Annotated in this window: 18 protein-coding genes and 1 pseudogene; 3 read left to right on the forward strand and 16 right to left on the reverse strand. The window is 67.3% G+C overall.

Annotation, left to right across the window (positions count from 1 at the left end):
• Positions 1–16 precede the first annotated feature (16 nt).
• A complete protein-coding gene (locus tag QXH22_RS06890) occupies positions 17–892 on the forward strand; it encodes an adenylate/guanylate cyclase domain-containing protein (RefSeq protein ID WP_306275216.1) in 876 nt (291 codons plus the stop codon).
• On the opposite strand, the gene secA is transcribed toward QXH22_RS06890, so the two are convergent.
• The 3 genes from secA to QXH22_RS06905 form a co-directional block, all read right to left on the reverse strand.
• Complete coding sequence (gene secA, locus QXH22_RS06895; RefSeq protein WP_306241966.1) at positions 879–3728, reverse strand: preprotein translocase subunit SecA; 2850 nt, start codon at positions 3726–3728, stop codon at positions 879–881. The genes QXH22_RS06890 and secA overlap by 14 nt on opposite strands.
• A 77-nt stretch (positions 3729–3805) precedes the next feature.
• The gene (hpf, locus tag QXH22_RS06900; RefSeq protein WP_306241967.1) at positions 3806–4498 is read right to left on the reverse strand and encodes a ribosome hibernation-promoting factor, HPF/YfiA family; all 693 of its coding nucleotides are present in this window, start codon (positions 4496–4498) and stop codon (positions 3806–3808) included.
• 229 nt (positions 4499–4727) lie between these two features.
• On the reverse strand, positions 4728–5360 hold the full coding sequence (locus QXH22_RS06905; RefSeq protein ID WP_306241968.1) for a ComF family protein: 633 nt from the start codon (positions 5358–5360) through the stop codon (positions 4728–4730).
• 169 nt (positions 5361–5529) lie between these two features.
• Between QXH22_RS06905 and QXH22_RS06910 the strand changes: the two genes are divergently transcribed.
• The gene (locus tag QXH22_RS06910) at positions 5530–6426 is read left to right on the forward strand and encodes an Ig-like domain-containing protein (protein WP_306241969.1); all 897 of its coding nucleotides are present in this window, start codon (positions 5530–5532) and stop codon (positions 6424–6426) included.
• On the opposite strand, the pseudogene QXH22_RS06915 reads toward QXH22_RS06910, so the two are convergent.
• Positions 6423–7884: pseudogene (locus tag QXH22_RS06915) on the reverse strand (HNH endonuclease signature motif containing protein). The gene QXH22_RS06910 and the pseudogene QXH22_RS06915 overlap by 4 nt on opposite strands.
• A 175-nt stretch (positions 7885–8059) precedes the next feature.
• Here QXH22_RS06915 and QXH22_RS06920 point away from each other — a divergent pair.
• Positions 8060–8425 carry a hypothetical protein gene (locus tag QXH22_RS06920; protein WP_306241970.1) on the forward strand — a complete coding sequence of 122 codons (366 nt, stop codon included), beginning with the start codon at positions 8060–8062 and terminating at the stop codon, positions 8423–8425.
• Between the two features lie 50 nt (positions 8426–8475).
• Here the strand turns inward: QXH22_RS06920 and QXH22_RS06925 are convergent, their stop codons facing one another.
• From QXH22_RS06925 to QXH22_RS06980, 12 genes are all read right to left on the reverse strand, one after another.
• Positions 8476–9009, reverse strand: a complete 534-nt coding sequence (locus QXH22_RS06925; RefSeq protein WP_306241971.1) for a hypothetical protein — start codon at positions 9007–9009, stop codon at positions 8476–8478.
• Positions 9010–9331: 322 nt separating this feature from the next.
• Positions 9332–10153: an LmeA family phospholipid-binding protein gene (locus QXH22_RS06930; RefSeq protein ID WP_306241972.1), complete on the reverse strand. Its 822-nt coding sequence runs from the start codon at positions 10151–10153 to the stop codon at positions 9332–9334.
• Between the two features lie 55 nt (positions 10154–10208).
• Positions 10209–11969, reverse strand: coding sequence for an MtrAB system accessory lipoprotein LpqB (lpqB, locus tag QXH22_RS06935; protein ID WP_306241973.1), 1761 nt, complete (start codon positions 11967–11969; stop codon positions 10209–10211).
• Entirely contained in the window at positions 11966–13633 is a 1668-nt protein-coding gene (gene mtrB / locus QXH22_RS06940) for an MtrAB system histidine kinase MtrB (protein WP_306241974.1), read from the reverse strand. The genes lpqB and mtrB overlap by 4 nt, the downstream gene beginning before the upstream one ends.
• Positions 13634–13657: 24 nt before the next feature.
• Positions 13658–14344, reverse strand: coding sequence for a two-component system response regulator MtrA (gene mtrA / locus QXH22_RS06945; protein WP_065048905.1), 687 nt, complete (start codon positions 14342–14344; stop codon positions 13658–13660).
• Between the two features lie 80 nt (positions 14345–14424).
• Positions 14425–15069, reverse strand: a complete 645-nt coding sequence (locus QXH22_RS06950) for a dTMP kinase (RefSeq protein ID WP_306275217.1) — start codon at positions 15067–15069, stop codon at positions 14425–14427.
• A 94-nt stretch (positions 15070–15163) separates the two neighbouring features.
• A complete protein-coding gene (ahcY, locus tag QXH22_RS06955; protein WP_306241976.1) occupies positions 15164–16642 on the reverse strand; it encodes an adenosylhomocysteinase in 1479 nt (492 codons plus the stop codon).
• Between the two features lie 103 nt (positions 16643–16745).
• Entirely contained in the window at positions 16746–17363 is a 618-nt protein-coding gene (locus QXH22_RS06960; protein ID WP_172834810.1) for a TetR family transcriptional regulator, read from the reverse strand.
• Positions 17364–17392: 29 nt separating this feature from the next.
• The gene (locus tag QXH22_RS06965; RefSeq protein WP_055576520.1) at positions 17393–17575 is read right to left on the reverse strand and encodes a rubredoxin; all 183 of its coding nucleotides are present in this window, start codon (positions 17573–17575) and stop codon (positions 17393–17395) included.
• Between the two features lie 6 nt (positions 17576–17581).
• Positions 17582–17755 carry a rubredoxin gene (locus QXH22_RS06970; RefSeq protein WP_306241977.1) on the reverse strand — a complete coding sequence of 58 codons (174 nt, stop codon included), beginning with the start codon at positions 17753–17755 and terminating at the stop codon, positions 17582–17584.
• Positions 17752–18987: an alkane 1-monooxygenase gene (locus tag QXH22_RS06975; RefSeq protein WP_306241978.1), complete on the reverse strand. Its 1236-nt coding sequence runs from the start codon at positions 18985–18987 to the stop codon at positions 17752–17754. The genes QXH22_RS06970 and QXH22_RS06975 overlap by 4 nt, the downstream gene beginning before the upstream one ends.
• A gap of 112 nt (positions 18988–19099) precedes the next feature.
• On the reverse strand, positions 19100–20584 hold the full coding sequence (locus QXH22_RS06980; RefSeq protein ID WP_306241979.1) for an amino acid permease: 1485 nt from the start codon (positions 20582–20584) through the stop codon (positions 19100–19102).
• Between the last annotated feature and the right edge of the window lie 92 nt (positions 20585–20676).

The raw sequence follows: 20676 nt of genomic DNA on the forward strand, positions 1-20676 counted from the left end.
GGCCTACCCTCGGCCCATGGTGACGGTGATCGAGCACAACCCCTGGCACAGCGTGCTGACCGAAGGGCATGCGTCGTTGGTCAAGGCGCGACGCGTGTTCCGCTATCTGCCCTCGGCGCCACGGTGCAAGCTGTGCAACAACCCGTTCGGCGGCCCTGCCGGGCGGGTGCTGGCCGTCGCCGGGTTCAGTCCGTCGCGCAAGAACCCCAACCTGTGCAGCCGTTGTTGCGACGCGCTTCCCGCAGGTGGTGCCGAGGTGGATGTCGCGGTGCTGTTCGCCGACGTCCGCGGGTCCACCGCCCTGGGACAGCGCGGTGCGGCGACGCACTTCGCGGCGCTGCTCAACCGGTTCTACGGCGCCGCGACCCAGACGCTGCTGCGTCACGATGCGGTGATCGACAAGCTCATCGGCGATGAGGTGATGGCCTTCTTCGTGCGCGGCATCAGCGGTCCGCACTACCGCAGCCATGCGCTCGCGGCCGGGCTGGACCTGCTCAGAGCGGTCGGCTACGGCCGCGCCGAGGGGCCGTGGCTGGAGTTGGGTGTGGCGGTCAACGCCGGCGTCGCGTACGTCGGCAACGTCGGTGGCGCCGTCGTCGACTTCACCGCGCTGGGTGATCCGGTCAACGTCGCCGCACGCATGCAGCAGCACGCTGCCGGCGGAGAGTTGCTCGTCGCTGCCGGAGTGGCCGACGAGCGCGTCGGGACGGCTCCGCGTCGCCCCCTGAACCTGCGGGGGCACGCTGCGCCGGTCGACGCGTTCGTGCTGGGGGCTGAGCCAGCGCCCGGTTGCTCGAACGTGCAGCCAGCCGCACGTTCGGCGTCGAGCGTGCGGCCAGCTTCACACTCGGCGCCGCGCATGGCGCCGATCCCGGACGCTAGCGCTTCTTGACCGATTTGGGGGGCTTGGCACCGCGGCCCTGCTGGCGCGCCGCGGCACGCCGCTCGCGGCGACTGCCGCCGGCGGCCGCACCGGCCGAGGTTTTCGCCGCCCCGCCGCCGTTGCGCTGCAGTTGCGCCGAACCGTCTTCCGATGGGCCGGAGTAGGTGAGCGCGGGCGTGTCGCTGTCGTCGATTCCCTTGGCGCGCAACGTACTCACCGGCTCTTTCGCGCGCACGGGCTCGTCGTCGCCGTCGGAAGCCGCTGCGGCAGTGGCGAACTCGGCCAAGCCCTCGGGCGCTTCGACCGGCGCAACGTCGACCTGAGGTGCCGGCACCGCCTCCACGCTGACGTTGAACAGGAAGCCGACCGACTCCTCCTTCATGCCGTCGAGCATGGCCATGAACATGTCGTAGCCCTCGCGCTGGTATTCGACCAGCGGGTCGCGCTGGGCCATCGCCCGCAGCCCGATGCCCTCCTTGAGGTAGTCCATCTCATAGAGGTGCTCGCGCCACTTGCGGTCGATCACATTGAGCAGCACGTTGCGCTCCAGCTGACGCATCGCGCCCTCGCCGGCGATCTCCTCGAGCTCGGCTTCCCTTGCGGCATAAGCCTTGTCGGCATCCTTGAGCAGCGCGTCGAGGAGTTCCTCGCGGGTCAGGTCGTCGCGCTCGGAGTCCGCGTCGTGGTGGGTGAGTGCCTCGTGGCTGATGCCCACCGGGTACAGCGTCTTGAGCGCCGTCCACAACGCGTCGAGGTCCCAGTCCTCGGCGTATCCCTCAATGGTCGCCCCGTTGACGTAGGCGGTGATGACGTCGGTCAGCATCTCCTTCGCCTGTTCCTTGAGGTTCTCCCCCTCCAGGATGCGGCGGCGCTCGGCGTAGATCACCTTGCGCTGCTGGTTCATCACCTCGTCGTACTTCAGGACGTTCTTGCGCATCTCGAAGTTCTGCTGCTCGACCTGGGTCTGCGCGCTCTTGATGGCGCGGGTGACCATCTTCGCCTCGATCGGCACGTCGTCGGGCAGGTTCAGCCGGGTCAGCAGGCTCTCCAGCGCGGCCCCGTTGAAGCGGCGCATCAGCTCGTCGCCGAGCGACAGGTAGAAGCGCGACTCCCCCGGGTCACCCTGGCGGCCGGAGCGGCCGCGCAACTGGTTGTCGATGCGGCGCGACTCGTGGCGTTCGGTGCCCAGCACGTACAGGCCGCCGGCTTCGATTACTTCGGCGGCCTCTGCGTTTGCTTCCTTCTTGACCTTGGGCAGCTCCTGGTGCCACGCCTCTTCGTATTCCTCGGGCGTTTCCACCGGGTCCAGGCCGCGCTCGCGCAGCCGCTTGTCGGTGAGGAAGTCGACGTTGCCGCCCAGCACGATGTCGGTACCGCGGCCGGCCATGTTGGTGGCCACGGTGATGCCCCCACGCCGGCCGGCCTCGGCGATGATGCCCGCCTCCTGCTCGTGGTACTTGGCGTTCAGGACGTTGTGCGGGATGCGGCGCTTGGTGAACTGGCGCGACAGATACTCCGAGCGCTCCACGCTGGTGGTGCCGATCAGGACCGGCTGGCCCTTCTCGTACCGCTCGGCGACGTCGTCGACCACCGCGATGTACTTGGCCTCTTCGGTCTTGTAGATGAGGTCGGACTGGTCGGTGCGGACCATCGGCTTGTTGGTCGGGATCGGGACGACACCCAACTTGTAGATCTCGTGCAGCTCGGCCGCCTCGGTCTGGGCGGTACCGGTCATGCCGGCCAGCTTGTCGTAGAGCCGGAAGTAGTTCTGCAGGGTGATGGTGGCCAGCGTCTGGTTCTCGGCCTTGATCTCCACGTGCTCTTTGGCCTCGATGGCCTGGTGCATGCCCTCGTTGTAGCGGCGACCGATGAGCACACGGCCGGTGAACTCGTCGACGATGAGCACCTCGCCGTTGCGGACGATGTAGTCCTTGTCGCGGTTGAACAGCTCCTTGGCCTTCAGCGCGTTGTTCAGGTAGCTGACCAGCGGTGAGTTGGCGGCCTCGTAGAGGTTGTCGATGCCGAGCTGGTCCTCGACGAACTCCACGCCCTTCTCGTGCACGCCGACCGTGCGTTTGCGCAGGTCCACCTCATAGTGGGTGTCCTTCTGCATCAGCGGCGCCAGCCGGGCGAACTCGGAGTACCAGTTGGACGCGCCGTCGGCAGGCCCGGAGATGATCAGCGGGGTGCGCGCCTCGTCGATCAGGATGGAGTCGACCTCGTCGACGATGGCGAAGTTGTGGCCGCGCTGCACCAGGTCGTCCAGCGAATGGGCCATGTTGTCGCGCAGGTAGTCGAAGCCGAACTCGTTGTTGGTGCCGTAGGTGATGTCGGCGTTGTAGGCGACACGACGCTCCTCCGGGGTCATCTGGGCCAGGATCACCCCGACGTCCAGGCCGAGGAAGCGGTGCACCCGGCCCATCCACTCGCTGTCGCGTTTTGCCAGGTAGTCGTTGACGGTGACGACATGCACGCCCTTGCCGGCCAGCGCGTTGAGGTAGGCCGGCAACACACAGGTCAGGGTCTTGCCTTCACCGGTCTTCATCTCGGCGACGTTGCCCAGGTGCAGCGCGGCAGCACCCATCACCTGCACATCGAAGGGGCGCTGGTCGAGCACCCGCCAGGCGGCCTCGCGGGCCACCGCGAACGCCTCGGGGAGCAGGTCTTCGAGGTCTTCGGGGTTCTTCTCGTCGGCGAGACGCTTCCTGAACTCGTCGGTTTTGGCCCGCAGCTCCGCGTCGGTGAGTTTCTCGACGTCGTCGGACAACGTGTTCACATAGTCGGCCACCTTCTTGAGGCGTTTGACCATGCGACCTTCACCAAGGCGCAGCAATCTCGACAGCACAGCTTTGTTCCCCTGTTGGGTAGGAGTCTTTCAGGCGACCCCCATCCTAGGTGACGGGGTGATCAGGCCAGGCTGAGTCAGGCCAGCCGAATCAAGCCGTAGTCGTACGCGTGCCGGCGATAGACCACCGAAGGCCGTTCCGTCTCCTTGTCGAAGAACAGGAAGAAGTCATGCCCGACGAGTTCCATCTCGTAGAGCGCGTCGTCGACCGACATCGGCTTGGCGGGGTGTTCCTTGGTGCGCACCACCTTGCCCGGCTCGTGGTCCTTGTGCTCCAAGTCGGCGCCCACGTGGTCATGCGCATCCGCCGGCTCGGCGTTGAACGCCTTGTCCAGTGGCGGCAGCACCGCGGTGGCCTCGGCCAGCGATACCGGCGTCTTGTCGCCGTAGTGCACCTTGCGGCGGTCCTTGCCGCGGCGCAGCCGGTTCTCCAGCTTGGCGACGGCGGACTCCAGCGCGGCATAGAAACTGTCGGCGCAGGCCTCGCCGCGCACCACCGGTCCCCGGCCGCGGGCGGTGATCTCTATGCGCTGACAGGCCTTGCGCTGGCGGCGGTTGCGTTCGTGGTCGAGCTCGACGTCGAAAAGGTAGATGGTCTTGTCTAATCGCTCGCAGCGCGCGAGCTTCTGCGAAACGTAGATGCGGAAATGGTCGGGTATCTCGACGTTGCGTCCCTTGAACACGATCTCGGCCTGGGCCGTTGGTTCGGCCTGGTCCCCGGTTCCGGTTGCATCGAGAACTTGCTCGGAATCCGCTGTGAGCCTTGGCATTCGTGACAACTCGTTTCTCTTTTCACGTCACACGCGACCTGCGTGCCCGGCACTGATTCAGATACGCACCGACGGGGTTAGAGCGGTATGGAGGAGCCACCGCCGCAGGCTGCCCGCCGGAGCAAGAGATCGTATTCTCACCTCCTACCGCGGGTGCTGCTGGTGCTGTCGACGTTAGCCCTTGTTCGCCTTAACGTGCCACCTAATTCGCAGACCTGTTGCGAGTTCTTCACGCGGCGGCGATAGCGAGGACCGCGGCGACCGGCACGCCGGCAGCGCACAGCACCCGAACGGACTCGCGCGACGTGGCGCCGGTGGTGATGACGTCGTCCACGACCAGCACCTCGGTGGCCGGCCGGCGGCCGCGCAGCCGTACCCGGCCGGCGATGTTGCGTTCGCGGGCCGAGATGTCCAAGCCCACCGAGTCGCGGGCCAGGGCCCGCATACGCAAGGCGCCGGTGACGGCGATGTCCGGGTTGGCCGCCACGGCGGCGTCCGCGATTCGGGTGACGGGGTCCCCACCCCGTCGCCGGGCCGCGGAGCGCCGGGTCGGTGCCGGCACGATCGTCAGCGGGGTGCTGACCATACCCCAGCACCACAAACGGTGGATCCCGACGGCCAGGGCCTGCGCGAGAGGTAGGACGAGGTCGCTGCGGCCGCGCTCCTTGAGCGCCAGGATCGCCTGGCGCCGGACGCCGGTGTAGCGGCCGAGTGCGAAGACCGGTACTTCGGGATCGATGCGGGGACTGACCACCAGCGGTTCGCCGGGTTCCACGGCGAGTGCATTCGCGCAGGCCGGACACCATCGGGTGGCCGGGGCTCCGCAGCCGCCGCACTGCAGTGGCAGGACGAGGTCGAGCATCCAGTCAGTGTCGCCGCCGGGGGTGACAAGTCCGGACGGAGACCTACTTGTAACCAAACACTGACCGACTTGCGTTCGCGCGCTTTCAGTTTCGCGCTGGTAGCGGCCCTACCATTCCAGCAGCGAAGGCTTATTACCCATCCGACTAATTAACCCTGGAGAGAAAGCCATGCGGGCGGCGATCCGGTCTCTGCTGGTGTTCCTGGGCATCACTTCGACAGTGATGGCCGGGCACGCCGGCGTCACGCTGATGGCGGCGAGCAAGTCGGCCAGCTACGCCGACATCGTTGCGCTGCTGCCCGTGCGCGGCTCGGTGGTGGGTGTCGCACACCCCGTCGTGGTGACATTCGGCGGACCGGTAGCGAACCGCGAGGCCGTGGAGCATGCCATCGAAGTGACGTCGGCACCCGCGATGAGCGGCAAGTTCGAGTGGCTGGACAGCAACGTCGTGCAGTGGGTGCCCGACCGGTTCTGGCCGGCGCACAGCACCGTGGCGCTCTCGGTGGGCGGTTTGCGCACGGAGTTCAAGACGGGCCCGGCCGTCGTCGGCGTCGCGGACATCACCAACCACACGTTCACCGTGAGCATTGACGGGGTCGAGGCGGACACGCCGGCGCCGGCGCTGCCGGCGCCGCATCACCGCACGCACTTCGGCGAGCCGGGCGTGCTGCCCGCGTCCATGGGCAGGCCGGAATATGGAACGCCGGTGGGGACGTACAGCGTTCTCGCGAAAGACCGCTCGGTGATGATGGATTCGAGCAGCGTCGGCATTCCCGTCGACAACCCCGATGGTTACCGCCTGCAGGTGGACTATGCCGTGCGCATCACCAACCACGGTCTGTACGTGCACTCGGCTCCGTGGGCGGTCAACGCGATGGGCGTCGACAACGTCAGCCACGGCTGCATCAGCCTGAGCCCCACCGACGCGGAGTGGTACTTCAATACGGTCCACGTCGGTGACCCGGTGATCGTCAAAGAAGGCGTCCCGGCCGTGGACAGCGGCAAGGAAGCCGACCCGAAACCGCTGCAGCCGTCGACCCTGAACCCCGACCGGCCACCCAGCTAGAACGGTGGGGGTTCGTCGTCGGGTGGGCCGGTGGCGGTGATGCGGGCCTGGCGGTTGGCGCGGCGTTCGGCGGCGACGCGGGCGGCGCGGTCTTGGGTGCGGGTGCGGCGGCGGGTGGGCATCATCGCGGTGCGCTCGGCGCAGTAGTCCTGTGGTGGGGTGTGGGCTTCGGGGGCGGGCATGCCGCCCACGGCGTGGCACAGGCTGGGAAACAGCAGCGCGCTACCGGGGGTGGTGACGTGGGTGTCCCCGCCCGGGGAGGTCAGGATCAGGGTGCCGTCGGCGAGTTGCTGCTCGGTCCAGCCCCAGAACGTTTTCATCAAATGGTGCGCGCGGCAGTAGCACTTGAGGTTGCCGGCATGGGTGGGCCCGCCCTGGGCGTAGGGGATGGTGATCCAGGTCGCAGCCGGTGGCCGGTACCTCGCAGCCGGGCCAGCGGCACGTCAGATCCCGGGCCCGCACGAAATCGGCCAACCCCGCAGACGGGGTGTAGTGGGGTTCAGGGGCGGCGTAGCCGGGATGGATCAACGGCACCTGTTTGGCGGACAACGCCAACTCGGCCAGCAGTTCAGGGGTGATGAGGTCCTGCCCGCCCAGTAGGTAGGCGGGGTTGTCGGCGTGCCCGTTGAGGGTGGCTTGTTCGGCGATCACCTGGATCACCACCGGCCCGGCGGGCTTGCTGGCGGTGGCGGTGCAATCGGGGCGGCCGCATTCACAGCCCAGCCGGGTCGCCGCAGCGGCCAGCGCCCCCAACGCATCAGCGCGGCGCTGGGCGGTGGTGCGCGGATCATGCGGGCACACCGTGGCCGCCAACGCCGTCAGCCGCGCTTCCACGGCCCGGGCGTCGGTGCTGCGCAACCGGCCCTCGATCGGGCAGATCCCGTCGGCCGGCGGACCGATCCACACCTCCCGATCAGCCTGCGCTTCTTTGCGGCGGCGCAGCGCATCCACATCGGCGCGGGCCACGATCGCATCGACCTTCTTAGCCAGCCGCCCCCGGCTCAACGACGGCCAGCGTGTGACCCGCGCGGCGATCGCGGCGTCCACCGCCGCCAGCACCTGCGGGTCCTCGATCAGATCGGTACGGAACACAATCGTCGAGAACGCCTCCAGATCGATATCCCCGGCACACAACACCGCGCCCACCTGCGGTAGCCGCTCACGCATCGCCCGGGCATAACGCACCTTGGTCTCCGCACGGCCCTGACTGATCTTCAACCCCGCGGCCACCTCCCCAGCCACCGCCCTGGTCGTGTCGATCGCCCAGTCCTCCCGCTCCCCACCCCGGGCCAGCCGGTGGGCGAACAACTCCCCAATCGCCACCAACTCCGCGGCCGCACCCTGATTGACCCAGCGCGCCGCGGCACCGATCCGCGCCATCCAGCCCACCGACTCCTCAGTCGCCACGGCCAACACCTGACGACGCACCACCGACTCGCGCCAGCGGGCATCCCACACCGCCCACTCCCCCACCGTCGGCGACCGGGGACCCGGTGTCTCCCCGGAGGGAGCGCCGCCACTGGATGATTCGAACACTTGTTCGAGTATACAAGGCCCCCTGACACTCCGGTGTCACCGCAGGTCAGGCCCCGTCACTCGTGCGAAAGGCCACCGAGTCGCCGACAATCAGTCCATGCCCGCACAGAATTCGGCCCTCCGAACGGGAAGGGGCAACGGCGGGGCAATTGGGCTAGTCGCGCTGCATGCCGTTCTGGTGCTGTTCACGGTGCTGCTGAATCTGGCACTTCTGGTCACCGCCGATCCACACGATCAGTGCCGCATTCACCACGTGCATTGCGAGCGCGGGTCTCATCTTCGGGAGGCCGCGTTGATCAGCGCGGTGGGAACCGGCGTGCTGATCATCGTCGAGGTCGTTGCGACGACCTACGCCTACTTGTGGAGACGCCGACGACTCCCCCTCGTCATCCCGCTCCTGTGCTCCATCGGCCAATCCCTCATCCTCGTCACCGCTTTCACTCTCGGCTCAGCGGGCCTGTAGCACTCGAGGCGGGTCAGATGCCTCGTCGGGGATTCGCCACCTTGCGACTCCTACTGCGCCGGAGCGCCCACCGCCCCACACGCCGGCAATGCGGTCGTCGTCCCGGCCAGCACGGCCGGGATAGGTGCCGAGGGCACCTCGGCGGCCACGGCCTGAGGCGAGGGCGCCTGCGGCCCCGGCAGCACGACCGGGTCGGCGGCCTTCCCACTGGACGGAGTCATGGGTGCACCTTTGCCGGTACCGGCCTGCGTCGCGATCGGAGCAGCGACCCCTGCACCTTCGGCCGCCCCGGCCCCCGCGCCCGCGACCGGAACAACCGGCGCCACCGGAGGCACCACGGGCACTGGGGGCACCGGAGGCACGACCGGCACGACAGGTACCGCGGGCGCGATCGGCACCGGACCGGGCAGCACCACGGGCGCCGCGGCCACCGGCCCGGCAGCGAATCCCATCTGCTGCTCGATGCAGTTCCCGCCGCCGGTGCGCAGTGGAGTGGCCACCGCACCCGGACTCAACGCCAGCGCAGCCCCGCACAACCCCGCGCCGGCAGCAACCGCTACGCAGAATCGATCGATAATCCGCAACGCCAACTCCGTTCGTTCTCCCCAATTGCCCCCGCAATCAATAACAATGGGGAACCGTATCGGCGTGTCGAATTCTTGCCTAGAGCACAAAATTGATGGTTGCCGAACCGATGCCAAGCACCGGCCGTGCCGTGACAGTGTCTTTCCCAAACAGTTACGAGCGGAAGGGTTTTGACCCTCAAAACTGTGCTACCCGGTCGCCCGGGTCGCCATCGGGCCGCAATCGCCGAATGGCAGAAAAAGCGCGAGAAATGACTATTCAGCTACCGTCTACATCGAATTACAGCGATGTAATTTACAGACATGTAATTCGCTCGCCCGATCAGTCCGAGCCCCACCACAGCGACGGCCAGCTGAAGCTCAGCGCACCCTGGCTCAGCCGGGTGATGAGCTCTTCGAGCGCCCGCAGCGGCAACTCCATCCGCCACTCCGGCAGCAGACCGGCCAGGTGCAGGGAATCCGGTGTGAGCTCGACCCCGGTGATCATCAATCCATGCGGCAGCTCCGGCAGCGCCACCTGGTAGGCCGGCGTCCGCAATGGCAGCTTCCACCGCCGCTGGCCGGCCACCACCGCCCGCGGGCGCAACCACAAAGTCGAGCCCACCACGTCGGCGTCCACCTCGAGACCGCCCAGCCCGGGTCGCCGCGCCCAACTCAGCCGCGCCGTCCCGTCCTCCCCCGACTCGCTGCGCAGATGCGGTGCCGCCTGCTCCAGCACATGGTCGAAGACGTCCTTCGGCAACTCGGTGGTCAGCTCTGTCGGGGCCGCAATGACCAGCGGCGGCACCCCGGGACGGATGTGCACGTTGCGCATCACGGCAACCGCGCTCTGCAGGCGGTTGTCGGCCCAGCAGATATCGCGTGCCGCCACCCGGACTTCGCCGAGCTGGCCCACCGGCAACCCCTGCGGATCCAGCTCCGACTCCAGCTCGACGACGGTCAGCGTCACGTCCTGATCGCCGATGCGAACGGTGACTTCCTTACCGACCAGCAGCTGCTGCAACGTGGCGAACAAGGTCCGGTAAGGCATCGCCACCGCGTGGGCCCCGACCGACGGAATTCCGGTCGAGGACCACAGCGAAGACAGCATCTCCAAGGCGCGGAACGGGTCGTCCCAACGCAGGAATGGAACCTTGGGCGACATCGGCAAGCGCCTCCTCAGCAGCAGGGTAGCCGGTGGGGTCAGTTGCTCGACACTGTTATCCCGGCAGGACCGGCGCCGCGCCGCCGATCATCAGTCCGGCCACTTCTGACCAGCCCTGTTGGTTCTCCGCGGCAGACGCGGAGTACATCAGCACGCCCTGTGGACCGGCGACATAGACGGTGGACGGATTGGCGGCGATGGCGAACAACGGGATCTGCAGCCCTCGTGCGGGCGCATCGGAGTTGACGCCGTCGAGGTTGACGTAGGACACCGGGTGGGTGGCGTCGTTGCGGGTCACCACGATGTCGTCACCTGTTCGCCAATACAGGGACACCACTGACGTTCCGAGTCCGAAGCCCAGCCGCCGGGGGTATGTCAGCGCGAACTGGCCGGCCTGAGTCTGCTCGACACCGGCGAGAATCACCTGTCCCCCGATCACCATCGCCGCGCGGGTCCCGTCGCGGGACAACTGCAGGTCGGTGATCGGCCCGGGGAAGCGGCTGGACACCGCGGTGGAGTCCACCGGGATACGGGCCGGCTGTCCGGTCGCGGGTTCCTGAATCGCCCGCAGCACGTTGTTGGCGTCGACCACCACCCACACCGCATCGTCCAGCGACCAGCTGGGCCTCGACAGGTTGTGCCCGTCGGCGGACTGGACCGCCTCGCCACCGAGGTCGCCGATCCACAGGGAGGCCGCCATGTCCGGCGCCCCGCGGCGCAGTGTCACCACCGATGCCACCTGCCGCCCGCTGCGTGACAATGCGGCGCCGGTCTGGTCACCCATGCGACCGAACGCTCCGGGCAACGTGGTCACATGCTGTCCGTCCAGTTCCACCAGCGATCCACCCACCAGGGCGTGCAATCCGGCGCCGGCGCCGTCGGCCACGCCCGGGTCGGTCGTGGCGACGTCGGAGGTGTTCCAGCCCTGGGCAAACCGATCGTCCAACGGGGCGCCGTCGGCGTTGATGACGTAGGGCCCGCGGATATCGGCCCGCGCCAGCGTCCAGATGATCTGTGCGGCGAGTAGAGCCCGGCTGTGCGGGTCGGTGGTGGAAAGCTTCTCGAGCTCGATGCGGGCGCCGCCATAACCCTTCCCGACGCCGCTCTTGCCGCCGTCGGCCCGGGTGACCGGGCCGCGCAACCGCAGCGGCGGTGCCAGCAGGTTTCGCACTGTGTGCGCCATCTCCGGACGCGGCCCGGCCAGCAGCTTGGAGATCAGCTCGGTGGCCAGCTGGTCGTGGTCGGACACCGCGACGTAGCGCGGGTCGGGCACGACGGTCTTCCCGGTGGGGTCGGCGAAGTACAGCGTGTTGCGTTTGTAGGTCGCCTGGAACTGCTGCCAGTCCAGGAAGACGCCGTTGGGCAGGCGGTCGATGCGCCATCCGCCGGACGTCTTGACCAGCTCGATCTGTCCCGGGTCCGGCAGCTGGCCTTCGGCGGTCTCGAAAACCCCGATATCGGACAGCGAGCCGAGGATGTCGGCCCGCATGCTCGCGGAAACCTTCTCGGCGCCACGGGTTTCCACGAACACCACATGGTCGATGAGCAGCGCGCTACCGGCGTCGTCCCAGGAATTGGAGGCCGACTGGGTGAGGAACTGCCGGGCCGCCAGGTGCCGGTTGGCCGGATCGGCGGTCGCCTTGAGGAATTCGCGCAATAACACGTCGGGATCCATGCCCGGGGTGGGCTTGGGCAGGTTCGACGGCGCCGGTCGCTCGACGGTGCCGATGGCCTGCGGCGCCGACGAACTGGGCACGCTCGCGCAGCCGGCCAGCACGCTCACCGCTGCCATCAGGACACCCAGCAAGCGCCTCATCCGGCGTGCTCCCGGGTGCGCTGATCGGCGACGGATGCGGGGTTGGCCGCCGGCGCCGGCTGCGGGATCGGCTTCATGGGCAACGGGCTGGTGGTGACCTTGTGTCCGCGCACCAGCGGCAGCGTCAGCCGGAAGCATGCACCCTGACCGGGCTCGCCCCACGCCTCCAGACGCCCCTGGTGCAGCCGGGCATCCTCGATGCTGATCGCCAGACCCAGCCCGGTGCCGCCGGAGCGCCGCACCCGAGAGGGGTCCGAACGCCAGAACCGGCTGAACACCAATTTTTCCTCGCCGGGTCGCAGGCCGACACCGTAGTCGCGGACGGTGACGGCGACGGTGTCCTCGTCGGCGGCCATCCGGATCCGCACCGGCTTGTGCTCGGCGTGGTCGATGGCATTGGCGATCAGGTTGCGCAGAATGCGTTCCACCCGGCGCGCGTCGACCTCGGCGATCACTTCGTCGGTCGGCATGTCCACCAGCAGCTCGATGCCGGCCTCTTCGGCCAGGTGGCCGACGTTGGTCAGTGCTTTGTTGACGGTGGTGCGCAGGTCGAGCGCTTCCACCGACAGCTCGGCCACACCGGCGTCGTGCCGGGAGATCTCCAGCAGGTCGTTGAGCAGGGTTTCGAAGCGGTCCAGCTCGTTGACCATCAATTCGGTGGAGCGGCGCAGCGCGGGGTCCAGGTCTGCGCTGTGGTCATAGATCAGGTCGGCGGCCATCCGGACCGTGGTCAGCGGGGTGCGCAGTTCGTGGCTGACGTCGGAGGTGAACCGGCGCTGCAGGTTGCCGAACTCTTCGAGCTGGGTGATCTGCCGGGAGAGGCTTTCGGCCATGTCGTTGAACGAGACGGCCAGCCGCGCCATGTCGTCCTCGCCGCGCACCGGCATCCGTTCGGACAGGTGCCCCTCGGCGAAGCGCTCGGCGATCCGCGACGCCGACCGCACCGGCACCACCACCTGACGCGAGACCAGCAGCGCGATGCCGGCCAGCAGCAGTAGCAGCACCAGCCCGCCGGTGGCCATCGTGCTGCGCACCAGCGTGATGGTGGCCTGCTCGTTGGCCAGCGGGAAGATCAGGTACAGCTCGAGGTTCGCCACCCGCGACGACGTCGGAGTGCCGACGATCAACGCCGGACCGGAGAAGCCCTCGGTGTGCACCGTCGCGTACTGGTAGGCGGCCTGGCCGGCTTTGACGAAGCCGCGTAGCGCGTTGGGCACCTGGTCGACCGGGCCTGCGGTCGAGGCGGCCCGCGGCCCGTCGCCGGGCACCATGAGCACGGCGTCGAAAGCTCCCGCCAGGCCGGCACCGGAGGCGGGATCGGTTTTCGAGGTCAGCGTGTTGCGGGCCAGCTGCAGGCTGCTGTCCAGCGAGCGCGTTTCTTCACCGTTGACGATGCCGCTGACGGTGTTGCGGGCCCGCTCGATCTGATCGGTCGCGGCCTTGACCTTGACGTCGAGCACCCGATTGGTGACCTGACTGGTCAGTACGAAACCCAGCGCCAGGATCACCGCCAGCGACAACCCCAGGGTTAGGGCAACGACACGTAACTGCAGGGATCGACGCCAGACCACGGCGACGGCTCGGCTCACAGCGCTCAAGCCGCGCGGCAAAGGGCCGGAACGCCCCCAGCGACCTCGACTACGTCGTGGCGAGCGCCAGATCACCTACACCGCACTTCCCCGGCCGGATCACGGGGGGCCGGCCTTGTAACCCACTCCTCGAACGGTCAGAACCACGGTCGGGTTCTCGGGATCCTTTTCGACCTTGGCGCGCAGGCGCTGGACGTGCACGTTCACCAGGCGGGTGTCCGCCGGGTGCCGGTAGCCCCAGACCTGTTCGAGCAGCACATCACGAGTAAACACCTGGCGGGGTTTACGCGCCAACGCGACCAACAGGTCGAATTCCAGGGGCGTCAGGGAGATCTGCTCGCCGTTGCGGGTGACCTTGTGGGCCGGCACGTCGATGTCCACGTCGGCGATGGACAGCATTTCGGCCGGCTCGTCGTCGTTGCGACGCAGGCGTGCCCGCACCCGCGCGACCAGCTCCTTGGGCTTGAAGGGCTTCATGATGTAGTCGTCGGCGCCGGATTCCAGGCCGAGCACCACGTCCACGGTGTCGGTCTTGGCCGTCAGCATGACGATCGGCACGCCCGAATCGGCACGCAGCACCCGGCAGACGTCGATGCCGTTCATACCGGGCAGCATCAAGTCCAACAGCACCAGATCCGGGCGCAACTCGCGCACCGCGGTCAGGGCCTGAGTGCCATCGCCGATGACCGCGGTGTCGAAACCCTCCCCACGCAACACGATGGTGAGCATCTCGGCCAGCGAAGCGTCGTCATCGACGACGAGAATCCTTTGCCTCATGGTCTCCATGGTGTCACCAGATCAAGACAAAACTCGGCTACCACACGCGTGTTTCTCGATTGATAAGGCCAAATGGCACCGAAATTGTGCTAAACGGCCGCCTCGGACCCCCAAAGGGACGTGGCCAGAGCGGCCGGATCGATGTCTGCGTCCACCACCAGCCACCGCCCGGACCAACCCGCGGCGGCCAGTCCGGCGTACACCGCGCCGGTCCGCCGCTGCAGCCCGTCGTCGCGTTCATAGCTGTCGCGCGCCCGGCCCGGGTCGCTCTCGGCCCGGCTGCGGGCGCGCTGCCCCGCTAGCTCGGCCGGCACCGCGAGCAGGATCTGCCAGTCCGGCACCGGCAGGGCGAGCCGCTCGTATTCGAGCGTGCGCACCCACTCCACCGCGTCCCCGGCCGCGTCCTGATGCAGCCGCGCCGCGCTGTAGGCCGCGTTGGAGGCGACATAGCGGTCCAGGATCACCACGTCGTGCTGGTGGGTGAGTCGTTCGATCTCCGCGACGGCCCCAGACCGGTCGAGCGCGAACAGCGTCGCCATCGCATAGACCGAGCCGGCGAGGTCGCCGTGCTGACCGTGCAGCGCTTCGGCTGCGAGATCGGCGGTGATCGACTGCCCATAGCGGGGGAACGCCAGCGTTGCGACCGACTTGCCGGCGACCGCGAATGCCGTGCGCAGCCCGTCGGTCAGGGTCCGCTTGCCGGAGCCGTCGACGCCTTCGATCGCGATCAGCACGGCGCGATGCTATCCGCCCAGCGCCGAATGTGCGGCAGGCCGCACGCTCGACGCTGGATGTGCGGCTGGCCGCACACTCGCGACGGGACCCGGCTCAGTAGCGGTAGTGGTCCGGCTTGTACGGGCCCTCGACGTCGACACCGAGGTATTCGGCCTGGTCCTTGGTCAGCTTGGTCAGCTTGCCGCCGAGCGCCTCGACGTGGATGCGGGCCACCTTCTCGTCGAGGTGCTTGGGCAGCCGGTATACCTCGTTGTCGTACTCGTCGTTCTTGGTCCACAGCTCGATCTGGGCGATCGTCTGGTTGGCGAAGCTGTTGCTCATCACGAACGACGGGTGGCCGGTGGCGTTCCCCAGGTTCAGCAGCCGACCCTCGGACAGCACGATGATCGAGCGGCCGGTCTCCTTGAAGGTCCACAGGTCGACCTGCGGCTTGATGTTGGTCTTGGTGGCACCGGAGCGCTCCAGGCCGGCCATGTCGATCTCGTTGTCGAAGTGGCCGATGTTGCCCAGGATCGAATGGTCCTTCATCGCCTTGATGTGATCGAGCATGATGATGTCTTTGTTGCCGGTCGAGGTCACCACGATGTCCGCGTCGGCGATGGCGTCCTCGACGGTCACCACGTCGAAGCCCTCCATCATCGCCTGCAGCGCGTTGATCGGGTCGATCTCGGTGACCTGGACCCGGGCGCCCTGGCCCTTCATGGCCTCGGCACAGCCCTTGCCGACGTCGCCGTAGCCACAGATCAGCACCTTCTTGCCGCCGATCAGGGCGTCGGTGCCGCGGTTGATGCCGTCGATCAGGGAGTGGCGGGTGCCGTACTTGTTGTCGAACTTCGACTTGGTGACCGAGTCGTTGACGTTGATCGCCGGGAAGGCGAGGTCACCGGCCGCGGCGAACTGGTACAGGCGCAGCACGCCGGTGGTGGTCTCCTCGGTGACGCCCTTGACCGACTCGGCGATCTTGGTCCACTTGCCCTTGTCGGTCTCGAAGCGATTGCGCAGCACGCTCAGGAAGATCTTCCATTCCGCCGAGTCGTCTTCCTCGGCGGGCGGCACCACGCCGGCCTTCTCGTACTGCATGCCGCGCAGCACCATCATGGTGGCGTCGCCACCGTCGTCAAGAATCATGTTGGCCGGCTTGTCTTCGTCCGGCCAGGTGAGCATCTGCTCGGCGGCCCACCAGTACTCCTCGAGCGTCTCGCCTTTCCAGGCGAACACCGGGACACCCTTGGGCTCTTCGGGTGTGCCATGCGGGCCGACAACGACGGCGGCCGCCGCATGGTCTTGGGTCGAGAAGATGTTGCACGACGCCCACCGAACTTCGGCGCCCAGCGCGGTCAGGGTTTCGATCAGCACCGCGGTCTGGACGGTCATGTGGAGCGAACCCGAGATCCGGGCCCCCTTCAGCGGCTGCACCTCGGCGTATTCGCGGCGCAGTGACATCAGGCCGGGCATTTCATGCTCGGCGATCCGGAGCTCTTTGCGGCCGAAATCCGCCAGCGACAGATCGGCAACCTTGAAGTCGATGCCGTTGCGAACGTCGGGGGTCAGCGAATTTTCGAGCGTCGTCATAGGGGTTTACATCCTTCTTTGGGGGCTTCTTTGAGTCCGAGCAGGCGCGTCAGCCTAGATACTCTCTGGACTCACTCTAGCCTCCGGCCAATTGCCGTCCTGGTCAGGGCACGTTGATGACGCCGTGGCGCTCGGCGAACGGGGTCATCATCCTGGCCAGATCGGCCGCCACGTCGTGGTCGGCTTCCGGCGGCATCGACACGTAGCTCAGGCACAGCCGGACGATCGCCCGCGACAGCACGCCGGCGTCGTCGTCGCTGGTGGCCAGCCACGTCTGGGTGAACGCCGTGGCCAGCCGCGCCGAGGCACGACTGATGATCGGCGCGCTGTCGGTGGTGATCAGCTGCAGCAGGTCCGGCTTGGCGACACCGGTCAACAACGAGATCACCAGCGGGTCGGCCGCCGACTCGGCGAAGAAGGCCCGGAACCCCTGCAGGAACGACTCGTAGATGTTGCCGATGTTGGCGTCCAGCGCACCCTTGACGGTGTCGACGAGCCGGTCGGCCAGGCGCAGGGCGTAACCCTGCGCCAGGCCCTGCCGGGACCCGAACTCGTTGTAGATGGTCTGCCGGCTGATGCCGGCGGCCCGGGCCACGTCGGACAAGGTGATGGCGGACCAGTCGCGGGTGAGCAGCAGGTCCCGCATCGCGTCCAGCACGGAGTCCCGCAACAAGGCTCGTGACGCTTCGGCGTAGGGAATCCGCTTCACAGGCGCGACCATATCTGTTTTCGGGGCGAAGTTCGTGCCGATCATGACCGGGCGACCTCCACCATGACGAAGTCGGACTTGGCAGCACCGCAGTCGGGGCAGCTCCAGTCCTCGGGAATGTCGTCCCACCGGGTGCCGGGCGCGATGCCGTCTTCCGGCCAGCCCAGCTCTTCGTCGTACTCGAAACCACACTGGACGCACTGGTAGAGCTTGTAGTCACTCATGTCATCTCATCCTTCCTGGACTAGTTCGAAATCGGGCTTCTCGCGGACGGCGCAGTCCGGACAAGTCCAGTCATCGGGGATCTGGTCCCAGCCGGTGCCGGCCGGAAAACCTTCGCGGGCGTCGCCTTTGGCCTCGTCGTAGCGGTAGTCGCAGACGGGGCACTTGTACGCGGCGCTCATGCTGCCGCTCCGTACTTGGCGAGCAGCTTCTTGCGCAGCCGCGGTTGCACATTGACCTTGGTGATGTCGCCGTCGTAGTGCTCGAGCACCCGGTGGTCCATGACCTTGCGCCACAGCGGCGGGAAGTAGGTCAGCGAGATCATCGATGCGTACCCGCTGGGCAGGTTGGGCGCACCTTCCATGCTGCGCAGGGTCTGGTAGCGCCGCGTGGGGTTGGCGTGGTGGTCGCTGTGCCGCTGCAGGTGGTAGAGGAACAGGTTGGTGACGATGTGGTCGGAGTTCCAGCTGTGCACCGGAGCGCAGCGCTCGTAGCGGCCGTTGGCGTTCTTCTGCCGCAACAGCCCGTAGTGCTCGAGGTAGTTGACGGCTTCCAGCAGGCTGAAGCCGAAGATCGCCTGAATGATCAGGAACGGGATCACGCTCACCCCGAAGGCCGCGATCAGCGCGCCGAACAGCACCACCGTCATCGCCCAGGCGTTCAGCACGTCGTTGCCCAGGTAGGTCCGCGGGTCCCAGGGGCTCTTGCCGAGCCGGCGGATGCGCTGCGCCTCCAGGTGCACCGACGAGCGGGCGCTGCCGACGACGCTGCGCGGCAGGAACTCCCAGAACGTCTCGCCGAAGCGGGCCGAGGCGGGGTCCTCAGGGGTCGAGACCCGAACGTGGTGGCCGCGGTTGTGCTCGATGTAGAAGTGGCCGTAGGCCGTCTGCGCGAGGGTGATCTTGGACAGCCAGCGCTCCAGCGAGTCCTTCTTGTGCCCCATCTCGTGCGCGGTGTTGATGCCGACGCCGCCGAGCACGCCCACCGAGAGCGCCACGCCGATCTTGCCCAGCCAGCCCAGTCCGCCCTCAAAGCCCAGCCAGTGCAGGTTCGACGCGGTGAACAGGTAAGCACCCAGGATCACGCTGGCGTACTGGAACGGGATGTAGATGTAGGTGCAGTAGCGGTAGTACTTGTCGTTCTCCAGCCGCTCCATCACCTCATCCGGCGGGTTCTGCCCGTCCGGGCCGAAGCGCAGGTCCAGCAGCGGCAACAGGATGTAGACCAGGAACGGCCCGATCCACAGCGGCAGTTCGGCCGCCGTGTGCCAGCCCAGCTTGTTGACGCCCCAGATCACCGGCAGCATCACGAACAACGCCGTCGGAGCGATCAATCCCATCAGCCACAAGTAGCGCTTCTTGTCGCGCCACTCGGCTACCGGCACCTCCGGAGTGCCGTCGATTTGTGTGGTCATACGCCATACCTCCTTGTGTGAGTCTCACCACTTGAGGTTGGACATTACAACCGTTTACGTCTCGCGTCTAGACACAAGACGTTGTTTTGTAAACTAACTATCCAAAATTAGCTCAAATGTCCAGGTCGGCGTCACCCTTCTCGCGCCGGGCCTGGACCGAGTGCCGCCGGCCGTAGCCGACGTAGATCGCGACCCCCACCAGCAGCCAGATGCCGAAACGGAGCCAGGTGAGCGCGGTCAGATTGAGCATCAGCCAGAGGCAGGCGCACACCGACGCGATCGGCAGCACCGGCACCCACGGCGCGCTGAAGCCCCGGGGCAGGTCGGGACGTGTCCGGCGCAGCACGATGACGCCGGCGGAAACCAGGACGAAGGCGAACAGCGTGCCGACATTGACCATTTCCTCGAGCTTGTTGATCGGGAACACCGACGCGGTCGCGGCGATCACCACCGCAACCAGCACGGTGATGCGCACCGGGGTGCCTCGCGAGCTGGTCTTCGCCAGCCCCCGGGGCAGCAGGCCGTCGCGCGCCATCGCGAACAACACCCGGCACTGACCGAGCATCAGCACCATCACCACGGTGGTCAGGCCGGCCAGCGCTCCGACCGAGATGATCCCGCTGGCCCAGTAGATGCCGTTGGCCTGGAACGCGGTGGCCAGGTTCGCCTGACCGTGGCCCGGGACGCTGCGCAGCTGGGTGTAGGAGACCATCCCGGACAGCACGATCGCCACCGCGACATACAGCAGCGTCACGACCCCGAGTGAGGCCAGAATGCCGCGCGGGACGTCGCGCTGGGGATTCTTGGTTTCCTCGGCCATGGTCGCCACGATGTCGAACCCGATGAAGGCGAAGAACACGATCGAGGCGCCGGCCAGGACGCCATACCAGCCGTAGTGGCTACCGCCGGCGCCGGTCAGCAGCGACAACACGGACTGGTCCATCCCGCGGCCCTGGTGCTCGGCCTCCGGCTTCGGGATGAACGGGGTGTAGTTCGCGGCCTTGATATAGAAGGAGCCGACGATCACAACCAGGATCACGACCGACACCTTGATGGCGGTGACCACCGCGGAGAACCGGGACGAGAGCTTGGTGCCGAGCACCAGCAGGACGGCCACCAGCGCGACGATCAGCAGCGCGCCCCAGTCGAATTCGATCGGCCCGAGCGCGAGGGTGCCGCCGGCGAAACCGAACACCGTACCCAGGTAGCTGGACCAGCCCTTGGCGACCACCGCCGCGCCGATGGCCAACTCCAGCACCAGGTTCCAGCCGATGATCCAGGCCAGGAACTCGCCAAAGGTGGCATAGGAGAAGGTGTAGGCGCTGCCGGCCACCGGAAGCGTGGACGCGAATTCGGCGTAGCACAGCGCCGCCAGCGCGCAGGTCCCCGCGGCGATGAGAAACGAAATCCAGATGGCCGGTCCGGTGATGTCGCCGGCGGTGGATGCGGTGACGGTGAAAATGCCGGCCCCGATCACCACCGAGACGCCGAAGACCACCAGATCCAGCCAGGTCAGATCTTTGCGGAGCCGGGTGGCCGGCTCGTCGGTATCGGCAATCGATTGCTCGACCGATTTCGTGCGCCAGCGACCGGACATCTGCCCGCCCCTTCTCCTCACCTGCAGTTGTGACCGCACAGTACTGGGTACTCTGCGGGAATGGTGGGGAGCGTAGAGAACAAAAATCATGC

The organism is Mycobacterium sp. TY814, from assembly GCF_030755175.1.
Taxonomy (GTDB): domain Bacteria; phylum Actinomycetota; class Actinomycetes; order Mycobacteriales; family Mycobacteriaceae; genus Mycobacterium.